We start from the raw sequence: 15,328 nt of genomic DNA on the forward strand, positions 1-15,328 counted from the left end.
GCGGCAATGACCATGCCCGATCTCCTGCCGCCGCCAGATCCGGTGATGCTCGCAGCTGACGGGCCGATATCGCTGTTTCTCGATTTTGACGGAACGCTTGTCGATATCGCAGCGACGCCCGACAGCATTCATGTGCCGGCTGACATGGCTTTGCGTCTTGCAGCGTTGGCAGAGCGGTTTGATGGCCGCGTTGCGCTGATAAGCGGCCGCGCGATTATCGATCTGGAGCGGCATCTTGGCCCTGTTGAAATCGCCTGCGCTGGATCGCATGGCAGCGATTGCCGCAGCGCAGACGGCCTCTCTATTGGCGATACACCGGGTGCACTGCCAGCGGAGGTGCTTGAGAGAATTGCTATGTTTGCGGCCGAAAATGATGTTGCGCGGGAGGATAAGCCGCACGGCGCTGCTTTGCATTTTCGCGCCAATCCCTCTGCCGAAGAAAACGGACTGATCTTTGCACAAGCACTTGCAGGCAAGTACGATCTCCAGGTCAAGCGCGGCAAATGCGTAATAGAACTGGTCGCGCGGGGGGCTGACAAGGCAGGCGCTGTACGGTCATTCATGCAAACTGCGCCTTTCGGTGGCTCGCGTCCCATCTTCGTTGGCGACGATGTTACCGACGAAGACGGCATGCGTGCGGCGGGAGAATTTGGCGGTTTTGGCGTCGCCGTTGGTGAAAGGCCAAGCGACCATGCGAAATATGCCCTTGCGTGTCCTGCTGCAGTGCACCATTGGTTGGACCTGTGAGCACAAATGAACAAAGCGAGCATGTCAGCAGCCTAGAGCTCTGGCCCATTGGGAATTGTCAGGTCTCGGGCCTGATCGACAGGCGAGGGGGTCTCGTCTGGGGCTGTGTCCCGCGTGTCGATGGCGATCCGGTATTCTGTGCGCTGATGAATGGCGACAATCAGGATGCGGGCGTTTGGCGATTTGAACTGGATGGCCAAACCAGCGCTACGCAGGAATATATCCGCAACACGCCAATCTTGCTCACGCGGCTTGAAGCTGAAGATGGCAGTGCCGTCGAAATACTCGACTTCTGCCCCCGCTACGAATCTACAGGCCGTATGTACCGGCCAGTTGCGTGGTCGCGCATTGTAAGGCCCGTCGCGGGCAACCCGCGTATCCGTGTGATCCTTAATCCGATGAAGAATTACGGTGCATCGCTGGCGGAAACGACCACCGGTACCAACCACATTCGCTATCTTGTCGGTCCTCAGGCGCTGCGCCTCTCTACCGATGCGCCCATCGGCTACATTGCCGAAAACCGCACCTTCCGCATCGAAGGCGATACGCATTTCTTCCTCGGCCCTGACGAGCCCTTTGCCGGCAATCTGCGTGAAGAAATCCGCCGGATGGAACAATCGACGCGCAAGTATTGGCAGCACTGGTCGCGGGGGTTGGCAACCCCGTATGAATGGCAGGACGAGGTTATCCGCTGCGCCATTTCCCTGAAGCTGTGTCAGCATGAAGAAACCGGCGCGATTGTTGCGGCTTTGACCACGTCGATTCCGGAAGCTCCGCATTCGGAGCGCAACTGGGATTACCGCTACTGCTGGATCCGTGATTCCTATTACACGGTGCAGGCCCTGAACCGGCTCGGTGCGCTGGATGTGCTAGAGAAGTATCTGGGATATTTGCGAAATATCGTCGATGCATCGAAAGGCGGGCAGATCCAGCCGCTCTATTCGGTGATGGGCGAAAGTGAACTGAATGAAACCACCGCGGCCTATCTTGCGGGATACCGCGGGATGGGGCCGGTGCGCGTCGGCAATGCCGCATACAAGCAGATCCAGCATGATTGTTATGGCCAGATCGTATTGCCAACTGCGCAGGGGTTCCTGGACCGCCGCCTGCTTCGGATTGCCGACGAAACCGATTTTGCCAGCCTTGAAGAAGTCGGTGAAACCGCCTGGAAGATGCACGATCAACCTGACGCCGGCCTGTGGGAATTCCGCACCCGGCAGGAAGTGCACACCTATTCAGCAGTGATGAGCTGGGCCGCATGTGACAGGCTTGCCAATGTCGCAGAATTTCTGGGCAAAGCGGACCGTACGAAGCTTTGGCGGGACCGCGCGAGCACGATCCGCACGACGATCGAGAGCAAGGCATGGAAGTCGAACGGGAAGGGCGGCCATTTCGGTGCCAGCTTCGAAAGCGACTATCTCGACGCCAGTTTGCTGCAATTGCTGGAGCTGCGGTTCATTGACCCCGATGATGAGCGCTTCCAGTCCACCTTCGCCATGATCGAACGTGATCTGCGCCGCGGTGAACACATGCTGCGGTACGCCGCTGAAGACGATTTCGGCGCGCCTGAAACTGCGTTTAACATCTGCACATTCTGGCTGATAGAATCGTTGGCACTAATGGGCCGCAAGGACGAAGCGCGCGAGCTGTTCTGCACCATGCTCGGCCACCGCACAGGCTCCGGTCTGCTATCTGAAGACATGGACTTTGAAACGGGTGAATTGTGGGGCAACTTCCCGCAGACCTATTCCCTGGTCGGAACAATCAACTGCGCTGGCTTGTTATCTAAGAGTTGGAACACCGTCCGCTGATACAAGCGGTCAGTCAGGGGAATTGTGCCTAGATTAGTCGTTATATCGAACCGCGTGGCCGTACCGAAGGCCCGCGGGGTTGCCGGTGCGCAAGGCGGACTGGCAGGCGCTCTGAACGCGGCCCTGAAGGCCAACGGAGGTATCTGGTTTGGCTGGTCCGGGCAGGAGACAAGCGATTTTACCGGCAGCATCAATTACGTGCGTTCTGCCGATGGCGTGACGACGGCAACCATCGATCTGGAACCCCAGGATGTTGAAGAGTATTACAACGGCTACGCCAATTCCACGCTCTGGCCGCTATTCCATTACCGCATTGATCTGACGAAATTCGAACGCGAATTCGGCAAGGGGTACGAACGGGTCAACGAACGTTTCGCTGACAGCGCGCTGCCGTTGATCGAGAAAGAAGATCAGGTCTGGGTCCATGATTACCACCTGCTGCCACTCGCAGAGCGGCTAAGGTCACTGGGCCTGACGAACAAGATCGGCTTCTTCCTCCATACGCCATGGCCGCCAACCAATCTGTTTGTTTCTTTGCCCTATCATGAGCGGCTGGTGCGGGCGATGCTGCACTATGATCTTTTGGGATTTCAGTGTGATGCATGGCTCGAAAGCTTCTTGCATTATTGCTGGAAAGAGCTGGGCGCGACCGTCGATTACCAGACCGGGGAAATTGACCTGGACGGGAAGAAGACGATTGCGCGGGCCTACCCTATCGGTATCGATTACGAATTCTTTTCCAGCAAGATCGATACGCCGGAAGCAGATGCAGCGCAGCAACGGCTGATCGCCTCAACGCGAAACCGTACCGCGATGATCGGTGTTGACCGTCTCGATTATTCCAAAGGCCTGCCTGAACGGCTTGACGGGATTTCCCGCTTTTTCGACCGCCATCCTAGCAGAGTTCGCGACCTGGTTTATATCCAGATCGCACCTCCCAGCCGGGAAGATATCGGCAGCTATCAGGACATTCGCGCGACGCTGGAACAGAAGGCAGGGCAGATCAACGGAGCGCAGTCGGATGTCGATCTGGTGCCCGTACGTTACGTCAACCGCGGCTATAGTCAGGAAGAACTGGTGGGTTTTTACCGCGCTTCCAAAATCGGGCTTGTCACTCCGCTGCGTGACGGGATGAACCTGGTCGCCAAGGAATATATCGCTGCGCAGGATCCCGAAGATCCAGGCGTATTGATCCTGTCACGCTTTGCCGGTGCGGCGCAGCAAATGGATTGCGGCGGGGAGGGGGCTTTGCTGATCAATCCGCACAGCGCCGATGATCTGGCACACAACATCAACCTTGCGCTCGACATGCCATTGGCAGAACGCAAGACTCGGTATGAAAAGCTGATCGCTACGGTGCGGGATGAAAACGTCCAGCGCTGGACAGAGAATTTCATCGCAGACCTGTCTGAAATCGCGCGTTAGCTGACGGAGCAATTCAAACTATCCGGACCGGGCGCGCTTGCTCGAGCGGTTGGTCTTCATACTCTGTCATCCTCGCCCGGATGCTCTTCCGGGCACGCCCCTCTCGCGAGCGGAGCACCTGCCTTACGCGAAATGTGAGCATCTTGTCGCTGAAGGGCTTGCGGATATAGTCCTGCGCACCGTTGTAATAGGCTATCTGTTCTTCGCGCACGCCTTGCACACCTGTCAGCATGACGACCGGAATATCGTAAAGGCGTGGTGAGTTGCGCAGTTTGCGCAGCAATGCCGTACCGTTTTCGCCCGGCATATTCTGATCCAGCAGGATCAGGTCCGGCTCCCGTTTTTCCAATACGTGCATGGCTGATTTTGCATCGCTCACCCAGCCGCAGGCATGGCCTGCATCCATAAGGATTTTGGCGGCATGCTCGGCCACTATATCATCATCATCTACAACCAGAATGTAGGCCATTGTCGCTTCCTCCGTGGGCCGGCTTGCACACAGTTATGGCAGGCTGGCGTCAGAGATGGCTGAAGCGAAGCGTAGGGATTAGCACCTATAGTCAGTATCTTAGATCAGGCCAAACGCAATGAGAACCGCGATTAGGATTAACGCCGATAGGGCGGTTTGGGACAGGCAGAACAGAACAAAGCGCACCGCCACCTTATTGATAGTTGCCTGCACCAGCGAATGGACGATGCGCAGCCCCGCATATGCCCAGGCGAGCCATGTGGCGATGTTCAATCCCGCAGTAAGTTCGCCGCTTGAGTAAAGCAGCGCAAGCCCCAGCATCACTGCGTAAAATACTGTCGGCGCTTCATGCAGGTGATTGAAGTTATGTGCCTTCCACTGGACATCAGGTGGCAGCACGCGGTCCAGAGACATGGCCGGGTCACGTGCCAGACTGTCCGGGTCTATATTGGCCTTGGACATTGCCGGCAGTCGCGCCGCGTACATCCACAGCCACATGACCATGGTCCAGCCTGCCAGAACAACCAGAGGTTGGAGCAGAGCAATCACAGCGTCACCATCAAGGCACGGATAGCGAGATAAAGCAGGGCGAGGCTGCCCAGCGTAAAGAGGCCAATGCGCCACGGGATCGTGTTGACGAGCGACTGCCAGAAGGAATGAACAATGCGCAGGATGGTATAAAACCATGCGGCAATCACGGTGTCCTGCGTCGGGCCAAGAATGGCCAGAATGGCAACAACGGCATAGAATAGCGTGGGCTGTTCCATCAAGTGCGCGTAATTGTGGGCTTTCCAGTTCACATGATCGGGAATGCGGCCCTCAAGATCCTGTCCGCGTCCACCCCGCATGGTCTTCCCTGAGCCGCCGTTCTTCTTGAGCTTGGCCAGTTCTGGCAGGCGTACCGCCGACATCCAGATGAGCATCACGAGCGACCACAGGATTAGCACCGCCGCCGGTGCAAGTATTTGTGAAGCCATCCAAACTTTCCCTTTTGATTTACGTACCAGTGTCTTTTGCGAAGCAGCTTTTAATTGGCAATCTAATTGCTGTTATCCAAAACCTGCGCAAAACTGGCCGCGTCGACATTTCCACCGGTGATCATCACTGCCGTTGTATCGTCTACTGCGACCTTGCCCGCCAAAACCGCGGCCAGCGCTGCGGCACCGCCGGGTTCGACTACAAGGCGCAGATTGGCGAATGCGAAGCGTTGTGCTGTGCGAATCTCCGCTCCGGACACGCGCGCCCATTCGGGGCAATGCTGTTGCAGAATGCCGAAGTTGAGCGGGAAAGTCGCGAAGGTCTGCAAGGCGTCACATGCCGTGGGTGGGGGTGTCTTGCCGACATTCTGGATCGCGCCGGTTTCAAGACTGCGGCAGATATCGTCCCAGCCCTCAGGCTCGACCGGAATGACTTGCGCCTCAGGGCAAGCCAGTGCCAACCCGGCTGACAGGCCGCCGCCGCCGCAACAGGCGATGATCCTTGTGGGTTCTCTGCCAGCTTGCACTTCCATCTGTGCCGCAATCTCAATCCCGGCGCTGCCTTGCCCTTCTATCACCCACGGATCACCGAAGGCGTGGACATAGGTTGCTCCCTTTTCGCTGGCGATGCCTTCGGCAATCGCTTCACGATTTTCGGTCAGCCGGTCGTATGTGATGACTGCCGCGCCGAATTCCTTTGTGCGTTGCAGTTTCACCAGCGGGGCATCCGCCGGCATGACGATAGTGGCCTCAATCCCAAGCCTGCGCGCGGCCCACGCAACGCCTTGCGCATGATTGCCGCTGGAAACAGCGACAACACCGCGAGTCCTCTCAGCATCAGAGAGAGCGGATAACCTGTGCCAGGCCCCGCGGATCTTGAATGCGCCCATCGGTTGCAGACATTCCGCCTTGGCCCAGATCGTTCGCCCGTCATGTTCAAACGGCAGCAGAGGAGTTGCCGGCAGGATCGCAGCGACCTTGTTGGCCGCATCCAAAACGCCAGCGCGAGTGGGGTGGTAAGTTGTACTCATTTGCTCCTAATTGCGCCTTTCCTTCAGGAGGGGAAGAGCGAGCTTTCGCAAAGCTGCGCAAATTCCCGGCTTCCAATTCGCAGCGATTTGGGGGAACGGGGAAAGCAGAGTGCCGTTATACGGACCACACGAACAGGAGACCCATCGACATGAGCAATTCGAAGATCAACGACATGCGCAAGAAGGAACTGCTTTCAACCGAGGTCGAACATATCGACATCACCAGTTTCGATGCGCGCCCGATCATCGAATCCATGGGCAAGATGAGCTTCACCAGCCGCGATCTCGGCCGCGCTACCGGCATTTACAACCAGATGCTGGAAGACAAGGATTGTACAATCTTCCTCGTCATCGCCGGTTCTACCAGCGCTGGCGGGTGTATGGATTTATACGCCGAACTGATCCGCTCCAACATGGTAGATTGTGTCGTTGCGACAGGCGCCACCATTGTCGACATGGATTTCTTCGAAGGGCTCGGTCACAAACATTATCAGGCCAATGAAGTGCCCGATGACGATACGCTGCGGAGCCTGTATATCGACCGTATTTACGACACATATATCGATGAAGAGCAGTTGCAGGATTGCGATTTCACCATCAATGCGATTGCCAATACGCTTGAACACCGCGGCTACTCCAGCCGCGAATTCATCAAGGAAATGGGCAAGTATCTTGTCGAACATGGCAAGAAGGATAACAGCCTCGTGAAGCTCGCCTACGAGCATGACGTGCCGATTTTCTGCCCGGCCTTCGTGGATTCGTCCGCAGGGTTCGGCCTGGTGAAGCACCAGGTCGATCAGATGGCCAAGGGCGAAGCCTATATGATGATCGACGCGGTGGCGGACTTCCGCGAACTGACCGATATCAAGATCGCCTCTGGCGATTCCGGCCTGCTGATGGTGGGCGGCGGCGTGCCTAAGAACTTCATCCAGGACACGGTCGTCTGCGCCGAAATTCTCGGCCATGAAGACGTCTCGGTGCACAAATATGCGGTCCAGATTACTGTTGCCGATGTGCGCGACGGGGCGTGTTCTTCCTCCACGCTGCAAGAGGCGGCGAGCTGGGGCAAGGTCAACACCGGGATCGAGCAGATGGTGTTTGCCGAAGCGGGCAGCGTGATGCCCCTGCTGGCCAGCGATGCGTACCACCGCGGCCACTGGAAAACCCGCGACAAGCGCCGCTGGGCAAAGCTGTTCGCTAAGGCCTAGGCGCGCATGGGATGGAGATGGGCAGCCAAATCGCCGCAAACTTGAGCGATTGCCGCGCTGGCCATCTCCACCCTCGCCATTGAAACACTAGTATCCCGTTAGCGGTTCGCGGCTGTTCAATTCCTTGGCAAGATCCGAAAGGCGCACGAACTGGTCGATCGTAGTCTTGATGCGCATGCGATCATCGCGGGCCTCGATGCTGCCGCTTTCAAACATGTTGCCTGCCTTCAGCGTCACGACCAGGTTCCCTTCGTGGAAGATGGTGGTGACATCGTCCCCTTCGTAACTGCGTTCCAGCGCGATCAGGCGTTCCACATACAGCGGATCTATCAGATGCCGCGCCTCGGTCTGGTCGGTGGTGTAAATATCAAACCGGTCTTCAAAATCGGGGTGGACCATTTCAGCGTAGTCGAGTTGCTTGCCGATCACCTTGATGGTGGCTTTTTTGCCGCTGAAGAAACCGCGGTGGGCGTTGTTGCGAAGCAGCAGCGTTGTGCCGTGAAACCGGCGCGAATAGCCTACGCTCATCACGATACCGCGAAATACAGTGACCCAGTGCCGGTTCTTGCCTGACCCGCGCCGTTCCTCCAGCTTGCATTCGTGCAAGCTGAAAGGGATATCACCGAAATTGCCGTTCCACTGATCTTCAAACCGGGCGCGGTCGTGGCTGGGCAGCAGCTTGCATTCCTTGGCCAAGGCAAAGGGCTGTCCGGCCTTGCAATCATGCGTGTAATCCAGTTGCAAGGCTTCAGCGATGGCATCGTTGATACCGACCTTTACGGTTTTCACTGCGCGGCTGACCGGCAATTGGGCCCATGCGAAGCCGATTCCGCCCAGGACAAATGTGCCCCAAGCCAACGGCATCAATTCCAATCGAAACGTGATCCAGACAAACAGAGCAAGCGGCAGCAGTATCAGCAAGACAATGAATCGCCGGTTCCAGGTGGATGTCTTTGCCGCGATCCGCACACTTTCCTGCTCGGCAAGCCATTGCCCCAGCGGACCTGCCATCAGCGCGTCGATATCCGGACGCTCGATCATCTGTTCCCCCTATCGCCCCTTTTCGCGGTGCCCCATTCATGGCACACAATGGTGCAACAGGGGTAGGGGGAGGATTTCATCCATGGAACTGATCATTCTGGCCGTAATCATTGGCGCGCTGTTTTTCGTCGCTATCGGTATCTACAACCGGCTTGTCGCATTGCGGCAGAACGTCAATCAGGGCGTGGCCGATATCGACGCGCAATTACGCCAGCGGCACGATCTGGTCCCCAATCTGGTGAATACGGTGAAGGGCTATGCTTCGCACGAGGCAGACACGCTGGAATCCGTGATCGCAGCGCGCAATCAGGCCGCCAGCGGCCCCATGAATTCGCAGGACGAGGCGGCCTTGCGCGTGGCCCTGGACAAGGTGCTGGCACTGGCAGAGGCCTATCCGGATCTGAAGGCCAATACCAATTTCCAGGAACTCCAGCGGGAGCTTTCCAATGTGGAAGACAAGCTTGCCGCATCACGCCGCGCCTTGAATGCTGCGGTGTCCCGCTACAACACCGGGAGGGAGAGTTTTCCGGCAGTGCTGTTTGCAGGCGGGATGGGTTTTCAGGAAGCTGACTTCCACCGGCTGGATGACAGCGAGAAGGGCATTGTCGACCAGGTGCCAAACGTGGATTTTTCCTGAGACGCAGGAACAAGCATTTTCACTTGCAGTTCAGACTTTGCGCTATATATGCGCGCTTCTCGCTGCCCCATGGGACACCCTCCGCAAGGCAGCTACTTGTTGGTTTAATGCCTTAGGGGGTCCCTTGAATTGCACGAATTTCCTGACGCCAAGGCTGTAGTCCGCGCTCTGACGCCGGACGAACCCGTAATCATCACTCGCCCGCATGCCGCGGCGCGCGCTGCCCGCTTCTTTGCAGAGAAGTTTCCGGGTAAATCAATGTATGCGGTAAAAGCCAATCCGTCGCCCGATCTGATCCAGATCCTGTGGGAGAACGGGGTAAAGCATTACGATGTAGCATCCATTGCAGAGGTGCGGCTGGTGCGCGGCATGTTGCCTGATGCGGTGCTGTGTTTCATGCATCCGGTGAAGACCGCTCGTGCCATCCGTGAAGCCTATTTCGATCACGGCGTGAAGACGTTCAGCCTCGACACCCTGGAAGAGCTGGAAAAAATCGTCAGCGCGACTACCGACGATGCCGGTACTGCAGCTGCGGACCTGAGCCTGCTGGTGCGCCTGCGTGTTTCGTCTGAACATTCAGAGCTTTCGCTGGCTGCGAAGTTCGGCGTTGACCTGGCCGATGCAGCGCCGCTTTTGCAGGCCACGCGCCAGCATTGTGATGCGCTGGGCATCTGCTTCCACGTGGGTAGCCAGGCAATGACGCCGTTTGCCTATGTCCAGGCGCTGGAGCGTGTTCGCGCTGCCATTGCAGAAGCTGCGGTGACGGTTGATATCGTTGATGTGGGCGGGGGCTTCCCCAGCATTTATCCGGGCATGGAACCACCGCCGCTGGAAGATTACTTCGCGCTGATCCACCGCCATTTTGAATCGCTGCCGATTTCCTATTCCGCAGAATTGTGGGCGGAGCCGGGCAGAGCGCTGTGCGCCGAATATTCGTCCGTTGTCGTTTGCGTGGAAAAGCGCCGCGACAATGAGCTGTACATCAATGACGGTGCCTATGGCGCGCTGTTCGATGCCGCACATGTCGATTGGCGTTTCCCGGTGCGCGCGCTGGAAGATGATCTCATCAAGCCTCTTACAGAATTCGCATTTTACGGCCCCACTTGTGATGATGCTGATTACATGCAGGGTCCCTTCATGTTGCCGGAAGATATTCAGGCTGGCGATTACATCGAAATCGGGATGCTGGGCGCTTATGGCGCAGCGATGAAGACTGCTTTCAACGGCTTTGGCGCGACCGAATGCGCGATTGTCACTGATGAGCCGATGGCGAGCCTGTATCGCGGAGATCGCGCCGATCCGCGCGCTAGCGATAATGTGGTGAGCCTGCGCTGAGGCCTGGTGCCGCGTCCCCACTGCCGCCTGTGTGGCGGGTGTGTGGCGGGATACGCACACCCAGGGACCTTTACCGGAGATAACCGCATTAAAAGGGCAGCGATTGCCCTGATCTCGGATGCTGTCCAGGCGCCCCCGCCGTTTCAGCCTCGCTGGACACTGACCTGCAGGAATTGCGGCGTGCTTCTGGGTTTGTCTGCGTCGCCAATCTGAAGGGGGTAATTGCCCGGGGGAAGGGCAGCCAACGGCATTCCGGCTGCCGCCAGTGCATAGGGTGATACCCTGTGACGGGTCACAAGTCCGCCAGCGCCATCACTGACCAGCGGTTCTTCGAATTCAACGCCGATCATCGCATCCTGCGTGCGGCGAACGCGGGACACCACCAATTGCCCACCGCCAAGATCAAGCACAAGCCCCGCACCCAGCGGAACGCCTACCAGGCCTTCGATCCTTGATCCCGTTTGTGATAAATCGCGCATCACCGCGTCATAGCGGTGGTCTTCGTGAATAATGCCGATGCGGCGGAAAACCGAACGTCGTTCCGGGCGGTAGGTTTCTGGTCCGGCCGGTTCGATAAGGAAGCCGCCACTGGCGATCTGGCCGAGGATCTCAGCTTGTGGGCGGGCTTTGGAATAGATCCACCCCTGGATGTATTTCGCGCCTTTTTCGCACACCAGATGAAACTGGTCGAAGGCTTCTACGCCCTCAACTGTCACTTCCATCCCCAGCGCTTCGGACAAGCCTATAATCGCGGTGATTATCTTGGCGCTGTTTTCATTCTTCTGGGTGCAGGTGTCGACGAAGCTCTTGTCCACCTTGATCTTGTCGAACGGAGCATTGCGTAAATAGCTGAGCGAGGAATACCCGGTCCCGAAGTCATCAAGGGCTAGTCGCACACCGATCTTTTTCAGCGTCTTGAATGTGGCTGTTGTGGCGTCTGTGTCCCCCATGAACACTGTTTCGGTAAGCTCCAGCTCCAGACGGTCGGGGGTAATGCCCGTTTCTGCCAGAACTTGTGTCACAACCGCGGGGAAACCCTTGTTACAGAATTGCTTGGCGGAAACATTCACCGCAAGCCGGATGTTTTCCGGCCATTCAAGCGCATCCCGGCAGGATTGCTGCAAAGCCCATTGGCCAAGTTGATTGATGAGATCTGTTTCTTCGGCTGCCGGAATGAAGACGCCGGGGCTGACATGGCCGCGTTCAGGGTGTTCCCAACGCATCAGCGCCTCAAACCCGACAACAGCGTGATCCTTCGTTCGGACAACGGGCTGGTAATGCATCTGCAGCTGGCCGTTTGCCAGTGCTTCGCGCAGATCATCCAGCAGCAGCTGGCGTTCCTGCTCAACGTCTTTCAGATCCGCCGAATAAAAGCGATAGGTGCCCCGTCCGCTGTTCTTTGCGGCATACAGAGCCAGATCGGCGTTGTGGATGATCTCGTCGGCTTCAATGCCGTCATAGGGGGCAACAGAGATGCCAACCGATGCTCCGATGATCGCTCGTTTTCCGTCAATCTGATAGGGCGACGTGAGCATCTGGATGATCTTGTCCGCCAGATCTCCCAATCTGCCGCGATCATCCTCGTCCAGCAGGATGATCTGGAATTCATCACCTCCCAGGCGTCCGATCTCGGCTTTGCTGCCAATGATGGCAGTCAGACGATCCGCGACCTGTCGCAACAGATCATCGCCCGCCTGATGGCCCATCATGTCGTTGACCTGTTTGAACTTGTCGAGGTCCAGCATCATCAGCGCGCAAGACCGTTTGGCAGACCTGAAGGCTGAGAGAGTGCTTTCCAGCTTGCGGTTCATGCGATGCCGGTTCGCAAGACCTGTCAGCGAGTCATACTCCGCCAGACGCGAATCCTCCCGCTGACGCTGATAGGCGGTGGTGATGTTCTTGGCGCTGCCGCGATATCCCAGAAACTTGCCGCCTTCGTCGAATTTGGGGTGGCCTGAGAGGGCCCACCAGCGCTCGGCACCACTTTTTTGCGCTGCTTCCTTGATCAGCCGCACCGGCAGTTCGACAATCTTGTTACGCATTTTAAGTTGGAAGTTGAGCGGCCTGTCAGATCGTTCGCCGTTCTCCGGGTCTATCTCGAACAATTCGATCAGGGGATGATCGACCAGCTGGCCAACGCCTTCATCAAGCTCACCGTCAGCGCTAGGCGAAAAATAGATGAGGTGATCGTCCTTGTCAGTCGCCCAGATCCAGGAAATCCCTGTCTGCTCGAAATCGTCCAGTATCTCCAGCCGGCGCACCGTGTCGTCGGCGGAAATAACCCGCGAGGTTCCCCGGGGAGCATTGCCCCGTCCAAACCCTTTGAGAAGACCACTGACTGTCATGTACCGTCCTGGTTGCTGCGCCTAGACCGATTAATCCGGCTTTTCACGATGCAGCTATGCCAGAAGTTTGGTTACCAACGCGCTAACGGTTACAGTTTTTTTGCCTGTCCAGACGAAAGCAAACTAGGCAGCTTTGCGTAATTCCAGCTCCAGCCGGTCCCAAATTTCCACCAGGGCATTGGTCAATTCGACCATCATGGCTTCGGTATGCGCGGGGCCAGGCGTAAAACGCAGCCGCTCCGTGCCGCGGGGAACGGTCGGGTAATTGATCGGCTGCACATAGGCGCCGTATTCAGCCAGCAGGATATCGCTGATCTTCTTCGCCCGCACAGGGTCACCGACCATCAGCGGCACGATATGCGTCGTCGATTCCATTACCGGAAGACCAGCTTCGCGCATGTGACGCTTGAGCGATGCCGCGTTCGCTTGCTGCGCGTCGCGTTCATCGCTGCAACCTTTCAAGTGACGAACAGAGGCCAGAACGCCAGCGACCAGCACCGGGCTGAGAGATGTGGTGAAGATGAAGCCGGGCGCATAGGAACGGATGCAATCGATTACCTTGCGGCTGGACGCCACATAACCGCCCATCACACCGAATGCCTTGCCCAGCGTGCCTTCGATCAGGTCAAGCCTGTCAGCCGCATCGTCGCGTTCCGAAATGCCGCCACCGCGCGCGCCATACATCCCCACGGCGTGCACTTCATCGACATAGGTAAGAGCATTGTACTTGTCGGCCAGATCGCAAATCGCATGGATCGGCGCGACATCGCCGTCCATGGAATATACGCTTTCGAAAGCGATCAGTTTTGGCGCCGCTTCATCCTCTGCCGCCAGCAACTCTTCCAGATGGGCAAGATCATTGTGGCGGAAAACGCGCTTTTCGCAGCCGGAATTGCGAATGCCGGCAATCATGCTGGCGTGATTGAGCTCATCCGAGAATATCACGCATCCGGGGAGCAGCTTGGCCAAGGTGGAAAGCGTTGCGTCGTTGGAGACATATCCGCTGGTGAAAAGTAGCGCGGCTTCCTTGCCGTGCAGATCGGCAAGCTCATTCTCAAGCTGGATATGGTAATGGGTGTTGCCACCGATATTGCGCGTGCCGCCGGATCCGGCACCTACATCGTGCAGCGCTTCTTCCATTGCCTCTACCACCTTGGGGTGCTGGCCCATGGTAAGGTAATCGTTGGAACACCAGACGGTGATCGGCTTGGGTCCGTTATGCCCGGCAAAGCAGCGTGCATTCGGAAACGCGCCCTTGTTGCGCAAGATGTCGATGAACACGCGGTAGCGGCCTTCGGAATGAAGCCGGTCGATTGCCTGGTCGAAGATCTGGTCGTAATTCACAACATCCGCCCGCGCTGCGCCGCGCCCCAAGGCAAAACGGCGTTCTGTTGCGGGCGACTTAGTCAATTGCAGCGTCCGTTTGAAGAGCGAAGTTTGCGAGGGATTCGCAACAGCTGCATCGCTAGAGGGAAGCTACCGTCCTAAGCCCGTAAGAGAAAACGGCTGCAGAAAGCGCAGGATCGACCGGCCCTGTTACAATAGCGCTGTCATCGCGGTCTCGCCCGAACTCCTGCCCGATGGTCAAAGACCGGATTCGGCGGGCGATTCCTTCCGCTCCGTGAACGAAAGAAATATCGGGGCCCATCGCGGCGCGCAGTTCGTCGGCCAGCAGCGGGAAATGTGTACAGGCCAGTACGACTGTATCTATTGCTTCACCGCCAGCTTGCGTGCGCAAGCCCGCGACCGCCTTGGCGAAAACGGCATCATCGGGCCTGCCGCCGCGCAGTTTGGTTTCGGCGGCGCCTACCAATTCCGGCGCGGCGTAGCGGATCAGTCGTTTGTCTGCGGCAAATTGCGCTTCGAGATCATCGACGTAAGACTGCCGGATTGTCGCGGCAGTTCCCAAAAGGCCGATCGTTCCGGTCCTGGTGATGACAGCGGCGGGCTTGATCGCGGGGACTGTGCCGACAATCGGAACCTGCAAGACCGACCTTACCATCCCAAGCGCGATGGTAGAGGCCGTGTTGCAGGCGATGCAGATCAGGCGCGGTGCATAACGCTCACTCATGCGGCCAAGCAGGCCCGCAACACGTGCAGCAATTTCCGCCTCGGTCTTCTCGCCATAAGGCAGGCCAGCTGTATCAGCAGCGTAGATGATCGGCGCATCGGGCACCGCCTTGCGCACTTCCTCAAGTACCGACAGCCCGCCAAGGCCCGAATCGAACAACAGGATTGGTGAAGATGGTAGAATGTCCATGCGGCTGCGGCGGTTATCGCGTTCATCCACTTTGGACAAGTT

Annotated in this window: 14 protein-coding genes; 6 read left to right on the forward strand and 8 right to left on the reverse strand. The window is 57.6% G+C overall.

Features of this window, described 5'->3' with window-relative positions:
• The first annotated feature begins 6 nt into the window (after nucleotides 1-6).
• The 3 genes from otsB to AB731_RS11740 are packed head-to-tail and all read left to right on the forward strand — an operon-like array spanning nucleotide 7 to nucleotide 3,983.
• Complete coding sequence (otsB, locus tag AB731_RS11730; protein ID WP_047093981.1) at nucleotides 7-747, forward strand: trehalose-phosphatase; 741 nt, start codon at nucleotides 7-9, stop codon at nucleotides 745-747.
• The gene (locus AB731_RS11735; protein ID WP_047093980.1) at nucleotides 744-2,558 is read left to right on the forward strand and encodes a glycoside hydrolase family 15 protein; all 1,815 of its coding nucleotides are present in this window, start codon (nucleotides 744-746) and stop codon (nucleotides 2,556-2,558) included. Before otsB ends, AB731_RS11735 begins: the two co-directional genes overlap by 4 nt.
• A gap of 24 nt (nucleotides 2,559-2,582) precedes the next feature.
• On the forward strand, nucleotides 2,583-3,983 hold the full coding sequence (locus AB731_RS11740) for an alpha,alpha-trehalose-phosphate synthase (UDP-forming) (protein WP_047093979.1): 1,401 nt from the start codon (nucleotides 2,583-2,585) through the stop codon (nucleotides 3,981-3,983).
• A 13-nt stretch (nucleotides 3,984-3,996) separates the two neighbouring features.
• On the opposite strand, the gene AB731_RS11745 is transcribed toward AB731_RS11740, so the two are convergent.
• From AB731_RS11745 to AB731_RS11760, 4 genes are all read right to left on the reverse strand, one after another.
• A complete protein-coding gene (locus tag AB731_RS11745; RefSeq protein ID WP_047093978.1) occupies nucleotides 3,997-4,452 on the reverse strand; it encodes a response regulator in 456 nt (151 codons plus the stop codon).
• 99 nt (nucleotides 4,453-4,551) lie between these two features.
• The gene (locus AB731_RS11750) at nucleotides 4,552-5,001 is read right to left on the reverse strand and encodes an MAPEG family protein (RefSeq protein WP_407921646.1); all 450 of its coding nucleotides are present in this window, start codon (nucleotides 4,999-5,001) and stop codon (nucleotides 4,552-4,554) included.
• On the reverse strand, nucleotides 4,998-5,429 hold the full coding sequence (locus AB731_RS11755) for an MAPEG family protein (protein WP_047093977.1): 432 nt from the start codon (nucleotides 5,427-5,429) through the stop codon (nucleotides 4,998-5,000). Before AB731_RS11755 ends, AB731_RS11750 begins: the two co-directional genes overlap by 4 nt.
• Before the next feature lie 62 nt (nucleotides 5,430-5,491).
• On the reverse strand, nucleotides 5,492-6,460 hold the full coding sequence (locus AB731_RS11760) for a threonine ammonia-lyase (protein WP_047093976.1): 969 nt from the start codon (nucleotides 6,458-6,460) through the stop codon (nucleotides 5,492-5,494).
• 149 nt (nucleotides 6,461-6,609) lie between these two features.
• Between AB731_RS11760 and AB731_RS11765 the strand changes: the two genes are divergently transcribed.
• On the forward strand, nucleotides 6,610-7,668 hold the full coding sequence (locus tag AB731_RS11765) for a 1,9-bis(guanidino)-5-aza-nonane synthase (protein WP_047093975.1): 1,059 nt from the start codon (nucleotides 6,610-6,612) through the stop codon (nucleotides 7,666-7,668).
• Between the two features lie 87 nt (nucleotides 7,669-7,755).
• On the opposite strand, the gene AB731_RS11770 is transcribed toward AB731_RS11765, so the two are convergent.
• Nucleotides 7,756-8,709 (reverse strand): DUF3137 domain-containing protein, encoded by a 954-nt coding sequence (locus AB731_RS11770; RefSeq protein WP_082126473.1) that lies wholly within the window; start codon nucleotides 8,707-8,709, stop codon nucleotides 7,756-7,758.
• Between the two features lie 82 nt (nucleotides 8,710-8,791).
• On the opposite strand from AB731_RS11770, the gene AB731_RS11775 reads away from it, so the two are divergent.
• Both AB731_RS11775 and AB731_RS11780 read left to right on the forward strand, forming a co-directional pair.
• Complete coding sequence (locus AB731_RS11775; RefSeq protein WP_173425754.1) at nucleotides 8,792-9,346, forward strand: LemA family protein; 555 nt, start codon at nucleotides 8,792-8,794, stop codon at nucleotides 9,344-9,346.
• 129 nt (nucleotides 9,347-9,475) lie between these two features.
• The gene (locus AB731_RS11780; protein WP_047093974.1) at nucleotides 9,476-10,681 is read left to right on the forward strand and encodes a type III PLP-dependent enzyme; all 1,206 of its coding nucleotides are present in this window, start codon (nucleotides 9,476-9,478) and stop codon (nucleotides 10,679-10,681) included.
• A 143-nt stretch (nucleotides 10,682-10,824) separates the two neighbouring features.
• Here the strand turns inward: AB731_RS11780 and AB731_RS11785 are convergent, their stop codons facing one another.
• The 3 genes from AB731_RS11785 to murI form a co-directional block, all read right to left on the reverse strand.
• On the reverse strand, nucleotides 10,825-13,026 hold the full coding sequence (locus tag AB731_RS11785; protein ID WP_047093973.1) for a putative bifunctional diguanylate cyclase/phosphodiesterase: 2,202 nt from the start codon (nucleotides 13,024-13,026) through the stop codon (nucleotides 10,825-10,827).
• A gap of 123 nt (nucleotides 13,027-13,149) precedes the next feature.
• On the reverse strand, nucleotides 13,150-14,370 hold the full coding sequence (hemA, locus tag AB731_RS11790) for a 5-aminolevulinate synthase (RefSeq protein ID WP_047094242.1): 1,221 nt from the start codon (nucleotides 14,368-14,370) through the stop codon (nucleotides 13,150-13,152).
• Nucleotides 14,371-14,491: 121 nt separating this feature from the next.
• The gene (murI, locus tag AB731_RS11795) at nucleotides 14,492-15,286 is read right to left on the reverse strand and encodes a glutamate racemase (RefSeq protein WP_047094241.1); all 795 of its coding nucleotides are present in this window, start codon (nucleotides 15,284-15,286) and stop codon (nucleotides 14,492-14,494) included.
• Nucleotides 15,287-15,328: the final 42 nt, after the last annotated feature.

The organism is Aurantiacibacter marinus, assembly GCF_001021555.1.
In the GTDB taxonomy this organism is placed as follows: Bacteria; Pseudomonadota; Alphaproteobacteria; order Sphingomonadales; family Sphingomonadaceae; genus Alteraurantiacibacter; species Alteraurantiacibacter marinus.

What these genes read in the sequence shown, in the direction of transcription:
- AB731_RS11765 (WP_047093975.1), top strand. Translation starts at nt 6,610, where the DNA reads ATGAGCAATTCGAAGATCAACGACATGCGCAAGAAGGAACTGCTTTCA.
- otsB (WP_047093981.1), top strand. Translation starts at nt 7, where the DNA reads ATGACCATGCCCGATCTCCTGCCGCCGCCAGATCCGGTGATGCTCGCA.
- AB731_RS11745 (WP_047093978.1), bottom strand. Translation starts at nt 4,452, where the DNA reads ATGGCCTACATTCTGGTTGTAGATGATGATGATATAGTGGCCGAGCAT.
- AB731_RS11785 (WP_047093973.1), bottom strand. Translation starts at nt 13,026, where the DNA reads ATGACAGTCAGTGGTCTTCTCAAAGGGTTTGGACGGGGCAATGCTCCC.
- AB731_RS11775 (WP_173425754.1), top strand. Translation starts at nt 8,792, where the DNA reads ATGGAACTGATCATTCTGGCCGTAATCATTGGCGCGCTGTTTTTCGTC.
- murI (WP_047094241.1), bottom strand. Translation starts at nt 15,286, where the DNA reads ATGGACATTCTACCATCTTCACCAATCCTGTTGTTCGATTCGGGCCTT.
- AB731_RS11770 (WP_082126473.1), bottom strand. Translation starts at nt 8,709, where the DNA reads ATGATCGAGCGTCCGGATATCGACGCGCTGATGGCAGGTCCGCTGGGG.
- AB731_RS11755 (WP_047093977.1), bottom strand. Translation starts at nt 5,429, where the DNA reads ATGGCTTCACAAATACTTGCACCGGCGGCGGTGCTAATCCTGTGGTCG.
- AB731_RS11760 (WP_047093976.1), bottom strand. Translation starts at nt 6,460, where the DNA reads ATGAGTACAACTTACCACCCCACTCGCGCTGGCGTTTTGGATGCGGCC.